Consider the following 18,577-nt stretch of genomic DNA (forward strand, 5'->3'; position numbering starts at 1 on the left):
ACAAAACAATAAACCTGTTTTTATACAATAAACCACATTGGTTTACTATTAATACTTTAGTTTATCGTTTGCAATACAAAGTAAATCACAATACGAAACAAAAGAAATCTGCTATATAACTTTGGCAAAAAGTAGTTTTTTTGCCAAAGTTATACCACAACTAAAAACCATTATGTTTGTTATTTCAAACATAAATAGTATATTTGTTCAGAATAACAAACATTTGATATGGCAACTACCAGTAAAAAGCAATCTGTTTTTCCAAAATACGAGAAAGTATTAGAACAGATGGGAGAAAATGTAAAGATGGCTCGTAAAAGGCGAAAACTTACGATGATTCAAGTGGCGGAAAGAGCTGATATTGCGAGGTCAACCTTACACCTAATTGAGCAAGGAAGCCCAAGTGTGGCTATGGGTGCCTATTTCAATGTACTACGAGTGTTAGGCCTACAAGATGATTTCCTAAAACTAGCTGCAGACGACGAACTGGGAAGAAAACTCCAAGACCTAGAACTTTTAAAATAACTATAAGATATAAATAAAACGTCAATTCGAGTGATTTTTACGTAATGCAATGGAGTGAAAATTGTATCGAAAACCTTTTAAATTAAAAAATACAACCATCTAAAATGTCCACAAAAACTGATATATACGTTTACGCTCATTGGATTGGAATGCAAGAACCAAAGATAGTTGGTATTTTGTCTGCACAACAAGCCAAAGGCAAGAAAGCATTTAGCTTTGAGTACGATAAGGAATGGCTCAAATCAGGACAACAATTCTTACTTGACCCCGACATACAATTGTATGGTGGGCCACAATATCCAAATCAAAAAGAGAACTTCGGAATTTTTCTCGACAGTATGCCCGATACTTGGGGTCGCACACTTATGAAACGTAGAGAAGCTCAACAGGCAAAAGAGAAAAAAGAAAAACCGAAAACACTCTATGACATAGATTACTTATTGGGAGTTTACGATGAAAGCCGTATGGGAGCATTACGTTTTAAAATAGATCCCAATAGAGATTTTTTAGATAATAACAAAACAGTTCCCACACCACCTTGGTCGTCCATTAGAGAATTACAAAATGCAGCACATATCTTCGAAAATGACGTACATAATGAAGAAGTAAATCGATGGCTATCGGTATTGATGGCACCAGGTTCTTCATTAGGTGGAGCACGACCTAAAGCCAATATTCTAGACGCAGATAAAAGTCTTTGGATTGCCAAATTTCCATCCAAAACAGATACCATTGACAAAGCTGCTTGGGAATTTTTAGCGTATCAATTGGCAACTAAGGCTGGTATTGAAATGGCACCTTGTCGTATGGAAAGAATTTTAGGCAAACACCATACCTTTTTCACAAAACGCTTCGACCGTGAAAAAGGAGAACGAATCCACTTTGCATCTGCAATGACAATGACAGGAAATAACGAAGACACCATTCGAGACAACCAAGCAAGCTACTTAGACATAGCAGAATTCATCAGTAATCACGGAGCAAACATAGAAGCCAACCTACACCAACTATGGAGAAGAATAATATTTAACATAGCCATTTCCAACACCGATGATCATTTAAGAAACCATGGATTTATACTAACCAAAGAAGGTTGGATTTTATCTCCGGCTTATGACCTCAACTCCTCAATAGATAAGGACGGTCTAGCCTTAAATATTGATGCTGATAACAATGAATTGGATTTCGATTTAGCAAAAAGTATAGGTGAATATTTTCGATTAAACAATAATCAAATGGAGGAAATTATCCAACAAGTCTTAAGAGTTACAAACAAATGGAAAACAATGGCAAATGAAATCGGAATTTCCCGTAACGAACAAGAATTGATGGAAAAAGCGTTTAAACTATAAACAATAATGAGAATCATTCATTTATCAGATATGCATTTGAGTAAAGACAATATTGAAGATTTTATGAAATCATTCATTTTGCAGAGACATTAAGAGAATTATAAAAAACAGATAACAATTTTAAAGAGCTTCAGAAAAAATTACTTCCTACAAATAAATCTACACAAGAAGGAGTTCCATTTGTAGAAATAGCTGATACATTTGTTCGCTAAAAATTTAAAGTTAGTTTTCCTGTAGAAAATAATATTGATAAATCCCCTGATATAAAAATTAAAGCTACTGACACTAATGATTTTTTTTCATTGAAGTTTCATCACTCAATGAAAACCAAGAAAGAATCACAACAAGAGATAATTATTATTTCTTTCATAAAAATTTTCATTACCTACCTTCATATTATAGTTTGGTAACTATATACAAGTTTACGATATTTAAAAACATATTTAGGTGTAGTAGTACATTCTAAAATTGTAGATAATAATAAAGAGGAAGTAATTACTATCGATAAACATATTTATAGAAAAAAAGTTATAAAAGACCTAAGCTATGAATCATTATACATAATAAGAATTCTGAATTATTGATTTCTAATGAAACTTTCAAAAAAAGTATATAAAACATTTTAAAAAATGTAATAACCAGAATGTACTTTTTCATTTATTGGTAAACTGACGTTATATTCTTCTGTAACCACTCTCTTTCTCACTTCTTACTTCTTACTCCCTACTCTACTAAATAGTTAGGGTTAGATTAGTATCTCAAATAGTAAATAACCAAATTTAATTTTCTTGATTATTTGAACTACAAATTCAATACCTCTAAAATAATAATATCCTTTTTAAATAAATGTAACTAAAAGTAAAGTACTAACCAATGCTTAATTTTTTTTAATTCCTAAACTATTAAAAAACAACCTACTTTATGATTATAGTCATAAAATTAACTCTATTCAATTAAGACCTTTGGAATATTATTTTAAATCTAAACAATATGAAAAAATTAGTAGTATTTATCACAGCTGTAATGCTATTTTCTTGTGGTAAAAAAGAAAAAGAAGCAGAGGAATACAATCCGGCAACAGCCACAGAAAATGCAACAACATCTGCAGATCCTTCGAGTTATGATCCAAAAAGAGGTGAAGGAAAATTTGACAATGTAGAACTTGGGCCAACTTTAGATCAAGCAATGGCTTCCAAAGGAGAGGAAGTTTCCAGTGTAAAATGTACTTCTTGCCACAAACTTACCGATGAAAAATTAGTAGGCCCAGGTTGGAAAGGTGTAACAGAAAGAAGAAAACCGGAATGGATTATGAATTTCATAACTAATCCTGATCCAATGATTGATAAAGATCCTGAAGTTCAGGCGCAATTGGAGATATGTTTGGTTCGTATGCCAAATCAAGGGCTTAGTGACGATGATGCCCGAAACATTTTGGAATATATGCGTAAAAATGACGGTGTAAAATAAACCAAAACAAGAGATTGGTTAACCCGTAAAAGTGCTGACCAATCTTATTTAAATTCAATAATATGAAAAATAAGTTTGTAAAAGCAATTTTTGCTATTGTCCTTGGAAGTGCTTTAGTCACTTCTTGTAAACCAAAAAATTCTGGTGATGCCGTTAGTGGTGATGCTGCTCAAAAAGCATACGTTGCTCCAGGAAAATATGATGAGTTCTATAATTTCGTATCAGGAGGTTTCAGCGGACAATTAAGTGTTTATGGTCTTCCGAGCGGAAGATTGTTTAGGGTAATTCCTGTTTTTTCGGTAGATCCAGAAAAAGGTTGGGGATATAGTGAAGAAACAAAGCCTATGTTAAATACCTCTAATGGATTTGTGCCTTGGGATGATTTGCATCATACTGAAATGTCACAAACCAATGGAGAAGTTGATGGACGTTGGGTTTTTGGTAATGCTAATAACACACCTCGTATTGCTCGTATCGATTTAAAAACATTTAAAACTGCCGAAATTATAGAGTTGCCTAACAGTGGTGGAAATCATTCTTCTCCATTCATTACTGAAAACACAGAATATGTAGTGGCAGGAACTCGTTTCAGTGTACCTGCAGATTATTCAAATGGTGACGTTCCTATTAATACGTATAAAGAAAACTTCAAAGGTCATATCAGCTTTGTAAAAGTAGGTAAGGAAGGCGAAATGGATTTGGCTTTTCAAATAGTAACTCCAGGAATTAACTTTGACCTTTCCCATGCTGGAAAAGGAAAGTCTCACGGTTGGTTCTTCTTCTCTTGTTATAATACAGAGCAAGCAAATACTTTGCTTGAAGTAAATGCTTCTCAACGTGATAAGGACTTTATTATGGCTGTAAACTGGAAAAAAGCCGAAGAATACATCAAAGCAGGAAAAGGCAAAAAACAGTCTGTAAAATATGCTCATAACAAATGGAATGAAAAAACACATACAGCAACATCAGAAATCAAAAACGAAGTGTTGGTATTGGATTCTGCTGAACTGAAAGACATTTGTTATATGATTCCTTGTCCAAAATCACCACACGGATGTGACGTAGATCCAACAGGTGAATACATCGTAGGTTCAGGAAAACTAGCTGCTTTAATACCTGTATTTAGTTTTGATAAATTAATGGGAGCGATTAAAAACAAACAATTTGAAGGTGATTATAGCGGAATTCCTGTTGTAAAATATGAAGCAGCTTTACATGGTGAAGTTCAAAAACCAGGATTAGGTCCGTTACATACTGAGTTTGACGGCAAAGGAAATGCTTATACAACGTTTTTTGTATCCTCTGAAGTTGTAAAATGGGATATCAAATCACTGAAAGTATTAGACAGGGTTCCTACTTATTATTCCGTAGGTCATCTTTGTATTCCTGGCGGTGACAGTAAAAAACCTTTTGGCAAATATTTAATTGCTTACAATAAAATCACAAAAGACCGCTATTTACCAACAGGACCAGAATTAGCACAATCGGCTCAAATATTTGACATTAGCGGAGATAAAATGCAGTTAATACTCGATTTTCCGACTATTGGTGAGCCGCATTATGCACAAGCTGCTCCAGCTGATTTAATCCGAAACAACGGTCAGTTGAAATTCTATCCTATTAAAGATAATAATCATCCGTATGCAACCAAAGGTGAAAAAGAAGCTAAGGTAGTTCGCGAAGGAAATAAAGTTCATGTTTATATGACATCTATCCGTTCTCACTTTGCTCCGGATAATATTGAAGGAATAAAAGTAGGTGACGAAGTATATTTCCATGTAACTAATTTGGAGCAAGATTGGGATGTACCTCACGGATTTGCTATCAAAGGTGCTGATAACGGTGAATTACTCATTATGCCTGGTGAAACCACTACCTTGAAATGGCTTCCGAAAAAAGCAGGAATGTATCCGATGTATTGTACTGACTTCTGTAGTGCATTGCATCAGGAAATGCAAGGTTATGTAAGAGTTTCTCCTGTAGGAAGTTCCGTTCCGCTCACTTGGAGTGTAGGAACTAATCTTCCAAAGACTACCAAATAAAATTAACCAAAGGGAACGGATTTTATTTGTTCCCTTTTTTTCTCAAATCAAATGAAAAATGTAAAAATATCCGGATTATCCAAAGTATTATTACTTATAACAGCAGTACTTTTTGCCAGTTCACTATTTGTTCCAATGTGGCAAATTCAACTCGAAGCACCGCAATATCCCGAAGGACTTGTTCTTAGATTACATGCTAATAAAATCGGAGGTGATGTGGAAATAATCAACGGATTAAACCACTATATCGGCATGGCAACTTTACATACAGAAAACTTTTTCGAATTTACCGTTTTGCCTTATATCATCGGTGGATTTGTTTTGATTTCAGTTTTACTGATTTTTATTACCAAAAGAAAAGCAGTGCTTTATTTTCTGTTTCTATATGTTGTCTTTGTAATTTTAGCTGCAGTAGATTTTTATCGATGGAATTATGAATATGGACATAATCTTGACCCTAATGCGGCTATCAAAGTCCCCGGAATGGCATATCAACCACCTCTTATAGGTTATAAACAATTATTAAACTTTGGGGCCTACTCTATTCCTGATACTGGTGGATGGATGTTGACTGTTGCAGGAATACTGATATTTTTAGTAGTACTTAAAGAATATAAATTCAATAAAAATAAATAGTATGAAAACGCTAATTTTATCTCTGATTACTATAGTTACATTAATTTCTTGTGGCTCAAAAGAACCTGTTCCTATTAAACTAAATGTGGATGCATGTGAATTTTGTAAAATGACTATTTCCAATGGAAAATTTGGAGCCGAACTGATTACAAAAAAAGGGAGACACTATAAATTTGATGATGTAGCCTGTATGATTCAGTTTGCAAAGTCTAGCACTATTGTTTCCTATGAATCATTTTATGTAAATGATTATTTAAAAGATAACACACTTATTCCGGCTGAGACAGCTCATTTTATAAAAGGAGAAAAAATAAATTCTCCAATGCGGGGCAATTTAGCCGCTTTTACTTCTACTGAAAAACAAACTGAATTTGGAAAAAAACTTGAAGCCCAATCCATGAATTGGTCTGAAGTTTATAATGCTTATAAATGAAAAAATTAATTTACATAGTATTTCTATTTTGTCTGATGGGTAATGCCAAAACGATTACCGTAGGCAGATTATATGCTGTAAAAACCATAAAACAGGCTGTCGCTTTGGCTAATGATGGCGATATCATCATCGTTACTCAAGGTGTTTATAAAGAAAGAAATATTATCATCAATAAAAAAATTAAATTTTTAGGCAAAAATTTTCCTGTTCTTGACGGTCAAAACAAAACTGAAGTACTTTCTGTTACTGCTGACAGTGTTGTGATAAAAGGATTTAAAATTATTAATTCCGGTCATGCTGCACTCGATGATCCATGCGGAATTAAAGTATATGACCGGAATTTTGTAGTAATAGAAAATAATATACTCGACAACAATTTCTTTGGAATTTATCTGCAGAATTGTAAAAATACAGTTGTAAAAAACAACACAATTAAAGCCTATGGAAAACAGGAACAGCTTATTGGTAACGGGATACATTGCTGGAAAAGTGACAATCTGCAAATCATTGGTAATAAAATTTCAGGGCATCGAGACGGAATTTATTTTGAATTTGTAACGCAATCGGTCATTTGGAGAAATATTGCCAATAATAATATTCGTTACGGATTGCATTTTATGTTTTCCAATGACGATTCCTATTTTACCAACGTCTTCAAAGGAAATGGAGCCGGAGTTGCCGTGATGTTTACCAAAAATGTAAAAATGTTCAATAATTATTTTGAGGAAAATTGGGGTGATTCGGCTTATGGTTTATTACTCAAAGAAATCTCAGATAGTTATATTTTCAACAACCGTTTTGCCCGAAACACTTCCGGAATCTACATGGAAGGAACATCAAGAATTAAAGTCGAAAAAAATACTTTTGAAGCCAATGGTTGGGGAATGAAAATTCAAGCGAGCTGTATGGAAAATGAGATTGTGAACAACAACTTTCTTGGAAATACTTTTGACATCAGCACCAATGGAAGTTTAGTTCTCAATACATTTAACAGTAATTATTGGGACAAATACGAAGGTTATGACTTGGATAAAAATGGCATTGGCGATGTACCATATCATCCTTTGAGTTTGTTTGGTGTTTTAACAGAAAATAATCCGTCTGCTATGATTTTATTCCGCAGTTTTATGATTACGCTTTTAGATAAATCCGAAAAAGTTTTACCTAGTATAACCCCTGATAATTTTATCGATAACAAACCGTTAATGAAAAAGTTACCGTTATGATAAAAATAGAAAACATCAATAAAAAATTCGGAAAGTTATCCGTTTTGAATGGTATTAATCTTTTGTTTGAAAAAGGTCAGTGTATTGCTTTGATTGGTCCGAACGGTTGCGGAAAAACCACACTGATTAAATCCATTCTTGGTATGGTAATTCCTGATAATGGAGTAATTGAATTCAATGGAAAATCTATTCTTGGAGATTATTTATACCGTTCAACTATTGGTTATATGCCACAAATTGGTCGTTATCCTGATAATATGACTATCGGACAAATTATCGAAATGATTAAAAAAATCAGAAAATCAAATCAAGAATTAGACGAAGATTTATTAAAAGCATTTGAACTCGAAAAAATGTTCTACAAACAAATGCGTACGCTTTCTGGTGGAACAACGCAAAAAGTAAGTGCTGTTTTGGCTTTTCTTTTCAATCCTGATGTGTTGATTTTGGACGAACCAACAGCTGGTTTGGATCCATTGGCATCTGAAATTTTAAAAGAAAAAATCATTCGAGAAAAAGAAAAAGGAAAATTGATTTTGATTACGTCACATTTGTTGAGTGAATTGGACGATTTAATTACTGAAATCATTTTTATGCAGGAAGGAAAAGTTCATTTTCATAAAAACATCGAAGTGATAAAAGAAGAAACCGGAGAAAATAAAATTTCAAAAGCTATCGCTTGTATTTTAAAGCAAAAACAACCTGTTGTAAAAGAAGAAAAACCGGTTATCCGATTACGTTCAGTATAACAACCAAAAACTCACAATTGTATCATGAACCGAATTATTAAAATCATATTACTTGATATACTAAAGAACAAAATCGTACTGACTTATACGGTAATTTTAGCAGCACTTTCCTGGAGTTCTTTTGCTTTGGAAGACAATTCAGCCAAAGGTTTACTTACGATTCTCAACGTGATTTTGTTTACTGTGCCATTGGTTTCCGTTTTGTTTTCAACGATTTACCTTTATAACAGTAATGAATTTATCGAACTTTTGTTAAGCCAACCGGTAAAACGCCGCAAAATCTGGATGAGTTTATTTCTCGGATTATCGTTTTCTATGGTGTTTGCCTTTTTGGTCGGCGCAGGAATTCCGTTGTTGCTCAATTCACCTGATAGCGTGGGTTTTATGATGATAACTGTTGGATGTTTAATTACCATAATTTTTGTAGCATTGGCATTTTTAAGCTCGATTTTAACACGTGATAAAGCCAAAGGAATTGGGATTGCTATCATGATTTGGCTGTTTTTTGCCTTGCTTTTTGACGGCATCGTTTTGTTCCTTTTGTTCCAGTTATCAGATTATCCGATAGAGAATTTTATGGTTGGATTAACCGCTTTTAGTCCGATTGATTTAGCCCGAATTCAAATATTGATGCATCTTGACATCTCGGCAATGATGGGCTATACCGGAGCGATTTTCAAAGACTTCTTCGGAACTTCATCAGGATTGATAATTTCTTTTCTGCTGCTTTGTTTATGGGCAGTTGTTCCGTTTTTTATTTCACTGAAAAAATTCAACAAAAAAGATTTGTAACATGAAAACCGACATAAGAAACCGAAAAGACATCGAAACATTAGTCAATGCGTTTTACGACAGAGTAAAAACGGATGACGTGATTGGTTATTTGTTTAATGACATAGCCAAAGTAAATTGGGAAAAGCATTTGCCAAAGATGTATGATTTTTGGGAAAATATACTCTTTTTTACAGCCAATTATGAAGGTAATCCAATGGCAAAACATAAAGAATTACATCAAAAAAGCCCGATGAACCCAACACATTTCGGACATTGGAATAAATTATTTATCGAAACGGTTGATACACTTTTTGAAGGTCAAAAAGCAGAAGAAATTAAAAACCGGGCAATGAATATTTCGGCGGCGATGATGTATAAAACGTTAAGCCAATGATGCATCACGTTATTTTAATTTTTCATTTATTGGCGGCAACGATTTGGGTTGGCGGGCATCTTTTTTTGGCTATCAGGATTTTGCCCGAAGCATTGAAAAAGAAAGATGCTTCTATCCTGAAAAATTTCAAAAGTAAATTTGAACCTGTTGGAATGCCGTCATTATTGGTTTTGTTCGTTACTGGAATTTTGATGGCATATCATTATGATGTAACATTTACCAAATGGTTTTCGTTTTCAAATGCTATCGAAAAAGTCATTTCTATAAAACTAATTTTGCTATTTACTACGATACTAATGGCTGCATGTGCAGAAACATTAATTTTCCCAAAACTCAAATCGGAACGAATGTTTCCAGCTGAATTTTTTATTATAACAGTTACAATAATTGCTGTAACAATGTTAATTTTAGGAAGTTTGATTAGAATTGGAGGTTTATAGTTTTTCTAAAATTTAAAAATACCAGTTTTATCACAAGTTAAAGAATATTTTTTTAGAATATTTAAGATTTCATAATTTGCTAATTCGGAAAAATCACTAGGAGATATATTTTTTGTGATTTCATCCATCATACAAGTAGCAAAATCTATTTTTGCATTTTCTTCCATATCAGAACTGCTCAAGCTGTTTATTATATGATTATAAACTTTTTCTTTTATATCCTTAGACCATTTTGTATTATCGCTTGTGGTTTCTTCAATGATTGCAACTACTTCAAATTTCACATTGACTCCTGTATTGAGTGATGGATTTCTAATACCTAAAAAGAATGTTCCTGAACGTAGGTCGTCTATCTTTATTTTACCATCTTTTGCGTTTAAAACAGTTCCTTCATAAAAATGCGAAGGTCTTGAATATTCGTAGTTACCAAATATACTTTTTTCTAAAAAGGCATCTAATCCCTTTTTATTCATTAAAAAAACATCAACTGGAGCATTACCGCTACTAACGGATAAAGAACTTGCAGCAATGGAGGCTATTGAATTCGCATATAATATATTTGATAATTGAGTAAAAAGTTGTAGACTGTTATTATTAGTATTTGGGGTTGTCGTAAAAATGTAATACCATTCTAAAGTGTTTGGTGGTAAGTCAATTTTATAATAAACTCTCGTCTTTCCTCCTATATTAGTTGGCACTGTTTACAAATATATTTTGTTCTTCAATAATCTTTACAGCCTTTCTAGTTTTGTTAACTACTTGTGAAAACATTAAAAACGGAAGTGATACTAATGTTAATAGTAATATTTTTTTCATAATTATTGATTAAAATGTTAATTTTTTATCAAATCTAATGAAAAATAGATAAGATTAATCTGTAGGTGAGTTTTATATATTTAATCAATCACTTCGAATTGATTAGAATTGGAGGTTTATAGTTTTTCCTTCTTTGAAAAAGCTTCCTTTATTTTCGTTTCTTTTCAGTGAAAAAGCAACTATCGGAATACTTACCGTAATCATGTTTTTTAATTCCAAAAATTCTTTGGTCACTTTATATTCGTGTTCCATTTCCTGGCATTGTTTTTTCCAAATAAGTAATTGTTCCAATGCTTTTTTCAAATCAGTATCATTTCTTATAATACCGGCATTTTGCTGCATACAATTTTGTAAATCTTTTTTGATTTTAGCGATGATTTTTTTGTCCAATATTTTTTTTGAAGGAAAATAATCGGGAACAGGTTTTTCTACGATTATTTTTTTGACATCCAATTTTTTCAGAAATTCAAAAATCTGATTGGCATAAACCAATGCTTCCAATAGTGAATTGGATGCTAATCGGTTGGCACCATGTAATCCTGTTTGGGAACATTCACCACAGGCAAATAAATTCTCAATTGAAGTTTGTCCGTTTGCATCTACCAAAATGCCACCACATAAATAATGTTGCGTTGGAATTACCGGAATCCAGTCTTTTGTAATATCAATACCAGATAACAAACAGTTTTGATAAATGGTTGGAAAATGATTTTTAAAAGCTAAAATATCCAAATGCGTACAATCGAGATAAACGCATTTGTCTTTGGATTTTTTCAGTTCGGTTTCAATGCTTCTCGACACAATATCACGTGATGCTAATTCGCCTCTAACATCGTAATCAAATAGAAATCGGCGACCTTTTTTGGTTTTCAAATAAGCTCCAAAACCTCTTACGGCTTCCGAAATTAGGAATGTTGACGTTGATTTTGGCATATACAAAGCGGTTGGATGAAATTGTATGAATTCCATTTCTTTAATGGTAGCATTTGCTCGAATAGCCATAGCAATTCCGTCACCTGTAGCAATTAACGGATTGGTTGTTTGTTTATAAACCTGACCAATTCCACCGGTTGCTAAAATTGTGAAACGAGAATAAACTGGAATTATAGTGTCGTTTTTTTCATCTAAAACAAATGCACCAAAACAACTATTGGATTTGGTAATTAAATCGATGGCAAAATGAAAATCGAGGATTTCAATGTTCTTTTTTTGATGTGTTTTGGTCAAAATTGCTCTTTCAATTTCTCGTCCAGTTTGGTCTTTGTGATGCACAACACGATGATTGGAATGTCCGCCTTCTTTGGCTAAATCCAGATTTCCTTCGGCAGTAAGATCAAAATTTGTTCCCCAATCGATAAGTTCTTTCAATCGTTTTGGTCCTTTTTTCACGACCATTTCTACAACTTCACGATTGCATAATCCATCGCCACAAATTAAAGTGTCGTTAATGTGTTTTTCAAAATCATCATCAATGCCATCAATCACTACGGCAATTCCGCCTTGTGCATATTTAGTATTCGATTCATCCGCATTGGACTTGGTTACAATCAGTATTTTTCGATCGGGAAATTGTTCTGCCAGTTTGATGGCAACGGTAAGTCCGGCAATACCTGAACCTAATATAAGATAATCGGTTTCTATTTTCATTATTTTGATAATTCCAACATTCGTTTAATCGGTGTCAATGCTTTTTTTGCAATTTGTTTTGGTACCATAACTTCGGGAGTTTCATTTGCTAAACAATCATATACTTTTTGAAGTGTATTTAGTTTCATATAACCACATTCGCTGCAAGCACAAGTATTGTTTTCAAATGATGGCGCAGGAATTAATATTTTATCGGGAACTTCTTCCTGCATTTTGTATAAAATTCCAGCTTCGGTGGCGATGATAAACTTGTTTTTTGGACTTTGTTTTACATAATCAATCATTCCGGCAGTTGAACCAATATAGGTTGCTGTTTCCAAAATATGTGTTTCCGATTCGGGATGCGCAACAATATCAGCATCGGGATGTTCTTTGTGAAGTTCAATTAATTTATCCAAAGAGAAAGCTTCATGAACAACACAACTTCCGTCCCACAAGATCATTTTTCTACCGGTTTTTCGGTTAATGTAATTGCCTAAGTTTTTATCGGGAGCAAAAATTATCGGAATATTTTCGGGAACAGAATTCACAATTTTTTCAGCATTAGACGAAGTACAAACCAAGTGACTTAATGCCTTTATTTCTGCCGAACAGTTGACATACGTAATTACAATATGATTAGGATGCGCTTCGATGAATTTCTTGAAGATATCCGGCGGACATGATTCTGCTAGAGAACAACCAGCATTCAAATCGGGCAATAAAACTTTCTTTTTTGGATTTAAAACTTTCGCTGTTTCTGCCATAAAATGAACTCCAGCAAACAAGATAATATCAGAATTCACTTTTTCGGCTTCTTGTGATAAACCTAGACTGTCACCTACATAATCGGCAATTTCCTGAATTTCGGGTTGCTGATAATAATGAGCCAAAATCACAGCATTTTTTTCTTTTTTTAAAGCAAGTATCTTTTGTTTCAGATTTTCCATTAGATATTTTTTTACCACGAATTACACAGATTTTCAATTCACAACATTTCAATCTGTTCAATAAAAGAACAAAGTAACTACTGAAATTTTCCATTTAATATGATTTTAGTCATAGAATGCTATTGGTTTTATGGCGTAATATTGAAACAACTTTAGTACTTGAAAATCTCATTAAAAACATTTCATTATGAATACATTAGAACATCCAACAGTAGGCGAATTTGTAGCCGAAGATTTTAGAACAGCAGCCGTTTTTTCTAAATATGGTATTGATTTTTGCTGCAAAGGCAATAGAACGATAGAACAAGCTTGTGAAAAAAAAGGTATTGATCCCGAAGAAGTAAAAAAAGAAGTATTGCAAGTTTTAAATACTCAAACCGGGCAAGAAATTGATTTTAAATCGTGGCCAATTGATTTGCTTATTGATTATATCGAAAAGACACATCATCGTTATGTAGAAGAAAAATCGACTGCTTTGTTGTTTTACCTTGATAAGCTTTGCAAAGTTCACGGACAAAGACATCCAGAGTTGTTTGAAATTGCGCTTCATTTTAAAATCTCAGCAGGCGAATTGGCGCAACACATGAAAAAAGAAGAGCTGATTTTATTTCCATTTGTCAAAAAAATGTACAATGCTTTGAGAGAAAATAATTCTATCGAACAAGCTCATTTTGGAACCGTGAGTAATCCTATCGCGATGATGATGGATGAACACGATAATGAAGGCGAACGTTTTAGAATTATTGCGAAGCTTACAAATGATTATAATCCGCCAGCCGATGCTTGTGAAACCTACAAAGTAACTTTTGCCATGCTAAAAGAGTTTGAACAAGATTTACACAAACACATTCATTTGGAAAACAATATTGTATTTCCAAAAGCCAAAGAAATGGAAACAAAATTCAATATCATAGAACCAATTAACTAATACAAAAATCAAAAACACGCTCATAATGGAAAAATATGTTATCAAGAGAAACGGCGATTATAAACCTTTTGAAACCTTTAAAATAAAGGATGCGATTATTAGGAGTTTTGATAGTGTAACCGTTCCGTTTGATGAGCGTGTTTTTGAGAATGTCATCGAAGCCATTGACAAAAAAGAAACTTGGGCTGTTGAAGAAATTCAGGATATTATAGAGAAAACGCTCTTTGAAAACGAATATTTCACAGTAATGCGTTCGTTCATGTTGTATCGTCATACACGAAAATTACAGCGCGAACACATCCAAGGACTGAATGATGATACGACGTATGTTGACAGTACGCAAACCATTGAAGAATATATTTCACAAACCGATTGGCGAATTAATGCTAATGCAAATACTTCCTATTCTAACGCAGGTTTGGTAAACAATGTCGCTGGAAAAATCATCGCCAATTATTGGTTGGATAAAGTATATTCTAAAGAAGAAGGTTATGCGCACCGAAATGGTGATGTGCACATTCACGATTTGGATTGCCTTACGGGATATTGTGCCGGATGGAGTTTGCGTGTTCTGTTGAATGATGGTTTTAATGGTGTTCGTGGTCGTGTGGAAAGTAAAGCTCCGTCACATTTTAGAGAAGCTTTAGGACAAATGGCAAATTTCTTAGGGATTTTGCAAAGCGAATGGGCTGGAGCACAGGCATTCAGCTCTTTTGACACCTATTTGGCACCTTATGTTTTCAAGGACAATCTTTCATTTGATGAAGTTTTGAAAGCCGTTCGCAGTTTTGTTTATAATCTCAATGTTCCGGCACGATGGGGACAATCTCCATTTACGAATATTACTTTGGATTGGATTGTTCCAGCCGATTTGAAAGAACAAATTCCAACAAAAAATGACCATCATTTATTTGAAAAAATCACTAATGAAAGTGTTTTTATTCGAGCCAAAGAACGAGGCGTTACTTCGTTGACGGAAATGCGATATGAACATTTTCAGCCAGAAATGAACTTGATAAATAAAGCATATTATACCGTAATGACTGAAGGCGATGCCAATGGACAACCATTTACGTTTCCAATTCCAACAGTAAATATCACCGAAGATTTTGATTGGAATGGTGAAAACACCGAATTACTTTTTGAAAATACGGCTAAAATAGGTTCTTCTTATTTCCAAAATTTTATCGGAAGTCAATATATTTTAGATGAAAACGGAAACAAAGTCGAAAATCCAAATGCCTATAAACCAAATGCGGTTCGCAGTATGTGTTGTCGTTTGCAATTGGATTTGCGGGAATTATTGAAGCGTGGTAACGGACTTTTTGGAAGTGCAGAAATGACGGGAAGTATTGGTGTAGTTACCATAAATATGGCTCGTTTGGGTTATTTATATGAAGGAAATAAAGAAGAACTTTTCCGCCGATTGGATTATTTAATGGAATTGTCTAAATCTACTTTGGAGAAAAAACGAAAATTTATTCAGGAAATGTATGATCGAGGTTTGTATCCTTATACAAAACGTTATTTACCACATTTCAGAAATCATTTTTCGACCATTGGTGTAAACGGTATGAACGAAATGATACGCAATTTTACCGAAGACAAAGAAGATATTACAACTACTTTTGGTCATGAATTTTCTATGGAAATTTTGGAACATATTCGTAACCGAATGAAAGAATTCCAAGAAGAAACAGGAAACCTTTACAACCTTGAAGCTACGCCAGCAGAAGGAACAACCTATCGTTTTGCCAAAGAAGACAAAAAGCGTTATCCAAATATTCTTCAGGCAGGAATGGAAGAAAACGTTTATTACACCAACAGTTCGCAAATTCCAGTAGATTTCACTCAAGATCCGTTTGAAGCGTTATTAATGCAAGATAATTTACAATGTCAATATACCGGTGGAACGGTTTTGCATTTGTACATGAACGAAAGAATAAGCTCTTCCGAAGCTTGTAAAAATTTCGTCAAAACCGTTTTATCAAAATTCAAACTGCCATACATCACGGTAACGCCAGTTTTTAGCGTTTGTCCAGTTCATGGTTATTTAAACGGCGAGCATGAATTTTGCCCAAAATGTGATGAAAATTTATTAGAACAATTAAATAATGACACTTATGAAAACAAAAACTAACGAATTGCTGGAACAGCATCAGCAATCAAGAACCAAATGTTTGGTTTATACACGAGTTATGGGATATTATCGTCCTGTAGAAAGTTTTAACATCGGAAAAAAAGGTGAACATAAACAACGAATTCATTTCAAAGAATGTTAGAAACTGTTTAAAATGGCTAAACCTGTCAGCAATATAACACCGTTTACATTACTAGATTATCCAGATAAAAGTGCTTGTATTCTTTGGTATTCGGGTTGTAATATGCGGTGTTTGTATTGCTACAATCCTGAAATTGTTTTTGGGAAAGGAAAACTTTCTTTTCCCGAAATGATTTCTTTTCTCGAAACCCGAAAAGGATTGCTCGACGCCGTTGTTTTTAGCGGTGGCGAATGTTTAATTCATAAGAACATTGTAGAGCAAATCCGAACGGTGAAAGAAATGGGATTTTTGGTAAAAGTAGATACCAATGGTTCCAGCCCAAAAGTTTTATTGGAACTTTTGGGACAAAATCTGCTAGATTATGTAGCTATTGATTTTAAAAGTCCAATAGCAAAAGCTCGGGAAATAACGAAAAAAGTGTTCTACGATGAGTTTATTTCTTGTCTAAAATTGCTTATGGTTTCGAACATATCATTTGAAGTAAGAACTACGTATCACTCAAGTTTACTTAATGAAGTAGATATACAAACAATGATTTCTGTATTGGAAAGCCATAATTACCAAGGCAATTTTTACATACAACATTTTAGGAATGATACAGAAACCATAGGAAATCTGCGTCATTCTTTAAAAAATCTTAATCCAATAATTCTGAATACAAAGAAGATAAAAGTTCATCTTAGATGACACAATTTTTCTTTAAATCGTCTATTAAATGATTTAAGCTGTCAACTTCTACATGTTCCATCAAAACGATTTTATACCATTCGTTATCGACATTGTGTTTTTGAGGCACTAAATCATATTTATGTGCAATATCTGCAGAAATATGTTCAGCTTTTATGGTCACAATATTCATATAAGGTTCTCGGAAATATTTAATAGAAAGAGAATCTAATTGCTTGCAAATCCAGTCCGTTCTCATTTGAAGAATTTTTACTTTTTCAAACCAGCCATTTTCGCCATAAGTTGTAAGTATCATCCAGGTAGCAACAGCATTTGCACCTGATCTGCTGCCGCATAAGGTTAAATCCATGCCTTCAACATATTCTGCTTCTTTGGTCAATACATTTTCAATTAGATTTTTTCTGCATAAAAATATTCCGGAACCATAAGGAGCTTGTAGCATTTTATGAGCATCAATAGTAATAGAAGAAACATTTTTATTTTTAAAATCTAAGTTACTTTTTGGTGCAATAAATGGATAAACAAAGCCACCATAAGCCGCATCAATATGGAGTTTGTATGCTAAATTATATTTGTCTAAAAAATTTGTATAACTATCAGGATTATCGACTGAACCAAACATGGTCGTACCCATATTTGCCACTACAATAAAATATTTTTTGTTTTCAGTAATAGCTTTTTGGAGTAATGTTTCAAATTCGTTTTCGAGAATCGTTCGGTTTTCAAAATCCACAGGAACTTTCATCCACTCAATAGATAATAAATTTGCTCCTTTTGCAATAGAATAATGAGTGTCTTCTGAAGCGATAATCATAATTTCAGATAATTTTGCATTGTATGTGTTTATGAAAAAATTTCTGTAAACCCACAAAGCCTGAATGTTCGCTTCGGTTCCGCCTGTAGCAATATAACCGTCAAACTGGTTTTCGGCTACATTAAAAATGTCAACTGCCAGTATTCCTAATACTTCTTTTTCGATTTCTTGTGTTCCTTTAAACGCAACTTCCGAAGTTCCTGTGGTATGACAACCAATATGGTTTGGATTAGAAAGATAAGTCATTAATACTGGTGCGTCTTTTAAAAAAGGAGCATCATCGTTAAAAACTTTACTATCTAATTTTGAAGCAGGATAGCCTAATGAAATGTCTTTCATGAAGTTAACATTCTCTTCTAGTGCTTTTTGTATTCTTGTTATTCGTTCTTCAGAAGTTAATTTTTTCCAATTATTCATTATTAATATATGTTTAGGA

At 33.4% G+C, this 18,577-nt stretch carries 19 protein-coding genes; 15 read left to right on the plus strand and 4 right to left on the minus strand.

What is annotated here, in order from left to right; all coding sequences use genetic code 11:
- Positions 1-228: 228 nt before the first annotated feature.
- The 11 genes from RN605_RS04080 (at position 229) to RN605_RS04130 (ending at position 10,038) form a co-directional block, all read left to right on the plus strand.
- Positions 229-525 (plus strand): helix-turn-helix domain-containing protein, encoded by a 297-nt coding sequence (locus RN605_RS04080; RefSeq protein ID WP_140996399.1) that lies wholly within the window; start codon positions 229-231, stop codon positions 523-525.
- A gap of 149 nt (positions 526-674) precedes the next feature.
- Positions 675-1,877, plus strand: a complete 1,203-nt coding sequence (locus RN605_RS04085) for a type II toxin-antitoxin system HipA family toxin (protein WP_313325785.1) — start codon at positions 675-677, stop codon at positions 1,875-1,877.
- A 990-nt stretch (positions 1,878-2,867) separates the two neighbouring features.
- The gene (locus RN605_RS04090) at positions 2,868-3,344 is read left to right on the plus strand and encodes a c-type cytochrome (RefSeq protein WP_169523532.1); all 477 of its coding nucleotides are present in this window, start codon (positions 2,868-2,870) and stop codon (positions 3,342-3,344) included.
- Between the two features lie 62 nt (positions 3,345-3,406).
- Positions 3,407-5,386: a Sec-dependent nitrous-oxide reductase gene (gene nosZ, locus RN605_RS04095; protein ID WP_313322452.1), complete on the plus strand. Its 1,980-nt coding sequence runs from the start codon at positions 3,407-3,409 to the stop codon at positions 5,384-5,386.
- A gap of 51 nt (positions 5,387-5,437) precedes the next feature.
- On the plus strand, positions 5,438-6,022 hold the full coding sequence (locus RN605_RS04100) for a hypothetical protein (protein WP_313322454.1): 585 nt from the start codon (positions 5,438-5,440) through the stop codon (positions 6,020-6,022).
- Between the two features lies 1 nt (position 6,023).
- Positions 6,024-6,455 (plus strand): nitrous oxide reductase accessory protein NosL, encoded by a 432-nt coding sequence (locus tag RN605_RS04105; RefSeq protein ID WP_313322455.1) that lies wholly within the window; start codon positions 6,024-6,026, stop codon positions 6,453-6,455.
- On the plus strand, positions 6,452-7,681 hold the full coding sequence (locus tag RN605_RS04110) for a nitrous oxide reductase family maturation protein NosD (RefSeq protein ID WP_313322457.1): 1,230 nt from the start codon (positions 6,452-6,454) through the stop codon (positions 7,679-7,681). The genes RN605_RS04105 and RN605_RS04110 overlap by 4 nt, the downstream gene beginning before the upstream one ends.
- Complete coding sequence (locus tag RN605_RS04115; RefSeq protein WP_313322459.1) at positions 7,678-8,430, plus strand: ABC transporter ATP-binding protein; 753 nt, start codon at positions 7,678-7,680, stop codon at positions 8,428-8,430. Before RN605_RS04110 ends, RN605_RS04115 begins: the two co-directional genes overlap by 4 nt.
- A 24-nt stretch (positions 8,431-8,454) precedes the next feature.
- Positions 8,455-9,222 (plus strand): ABC transporter permease subunit, encoded by a 768-nt coding sequence (locus tag RN605_RS04120; protein ID WP_313322461.1) that lies wholly within the window; start codon positions 8,455-8,457, stop codon positions 9,220-9,222.
- Position 9,223: 1 nt separating this feature from the next.
- Complete coding sequence (locus tag RN605_RS04125; RefSeq protein ID WP_313322463.1) at positions 9,224-9,598, plus strand: group III truncated hemoglobin; 375 nt, start codon at positions 9,224-9,226, stop codon at positions 9,596-9,598.
- Positions 9,595-10,038, plus strand: coding sequence for a copper resistance protein CopD (locus tag RN605_RS04130; protein WP_313322464.1), 444 nt, complete (start codon positions 9,595-9,597; stop codon positions 10,036-10,038). Before RN605_RS04125 ends, RN605_RS04130 begins: the two co-directional genes overlap by 4 nt.
- 5 nt (positions 10,039-10,043) lie before the next feature.
- Here the strand turns inward: RN605_RS04130 and RN605_RS04135 are convergent, their stop codons facing one another.
- The 3 genes from RN605_RS04135 to nadA all read right to left on the minus strand — a co-directional run bounded on the left by RN605_RS04135 (position 10,044) and on the right by nadA (position 13,430).
- On the minus strand, positions 10,044-10,736 hold the full coding sequence (locus tag RN605_RS04135; RefSeq protein WP_313322466.1) for a hypothetical protein: 693 nt from the start codon (positions 10,734-10,736) through the stop codon (positions 10,044-10,046).
- A gap of 220 nt (positions 10,737-10,956) precedes the next feature.
- Positions 10,957-12,501 (minus strand): L-aspartate oxidase, encoded by a 1,545-nt coding sequence (gene nadB / locus RN605_RS04140; RefSeq protein ID WP_313322467.1) that lies wholly within the window; start codon positions 12,499-12,501, stop codon positions 10,957-10,959.
- Positions 12,501-13,430: a quinolinate synthase NadA gene (nadA, locus tag RN605_RS04145; RefSeq protein ID WP_169523521.1), complete on the minus strand. Its 930-nt coding sequence runs from the start codon at positions 13,428-13,430 to the stop codon at positions 12,501-12,503. Before nadA ends, nadB begins: the two co-directional genes overlap by 1 nt.
- A gap of 187 nt (positions 13,431-13,617) precedes the next feature.
- On the opposite strand from nadA, the gene ric reads away from it, so the two are divergent.
- Genes ric through RN605_RS04165 form a run of 4 tightly spaced genes read left to right on the plus strand, consistent with a single transcriptional unit; the run spans position 13,618 to position 17,327 of the window.
- On the plus strand, positions 13,618-14,358 hold the full coding sequence (gene ric, locus RN605_RS04150) for an iron-sulfur cluster repair di-iron protein (RefSeq protein WP_169523520.1): 741 nt from the start codon (positions 13,618-13,620) through the stop codon (positions 14,356-14,358).
- A gap of 25 nt (positions 14,359-14,383) precedes the next feature.
- Positions 14,384-16,498: a ribonucleoside triphosphate reductase gene (locus RN605_RS04155; RefSeq protein ID WP_313322470.1), complete on the plus strand. Its 2,115-nt coding sequence runs from the start codon at positions 14,384-14,386 to the stop codon at positions 16,496-16,498.
- On the plus strand, positions 16,482-16,640 hold the full coding sequence (gene nrdD, locus RN605_RS04160; protein ID WP_187657992.1) for an anaerobic ribonucleoside-triphosphate reductase: 159 nt from the start codon (positions 16,482-16,484) through the stop codon (positions 16,638-16,640). The genes RN605_RS04155 and nrdD overlap by 17 nt, the downstream gene beginning before the upstream one ends.
- 12 nt (positions 16,641-16,652) lie before the next feature.
- Positions 16,653-17,327, plus strand: coding sequence for an anaerobic ribonucleoside-triphosphate reductase activating protein (locus RN605_RS04165; protein WP_313322474.1), 675 nt, complete (start codon positions 16,653-16,655; stop codon positions 17,325-17,327).
- Here the strand turns inward: RN605_RS04165 and RN605_RS04170 are convergent.
- Positions 17,320-18,558: a pyridoxal phosphate-dependent decarboxylase family protein gene (locus RN605_RS04170; protein WP_313322476.1), complete on the minus strand. Its 1,239-nt coding sequence runs from the start codon at positions 18,556-18,558 to the stop codon at positions 17,320-17,322. The genes RN605_RS04165 and RN605_RS04170 overlap by 8 nt on opposite strands.
- Positions 18,559-18,577: the final 19 nt, after the last annotated feature.

Source organism: Flavobacterium sp. PMTSA4 (assembly GCF_032098525.1).
Classification (GTDB): Bacteria; Bacteroidota; Bacteroidia; order Flavobacteriales; family Flavobacteriaceae; genus Flavobacterium; species Flavobacterium capsici.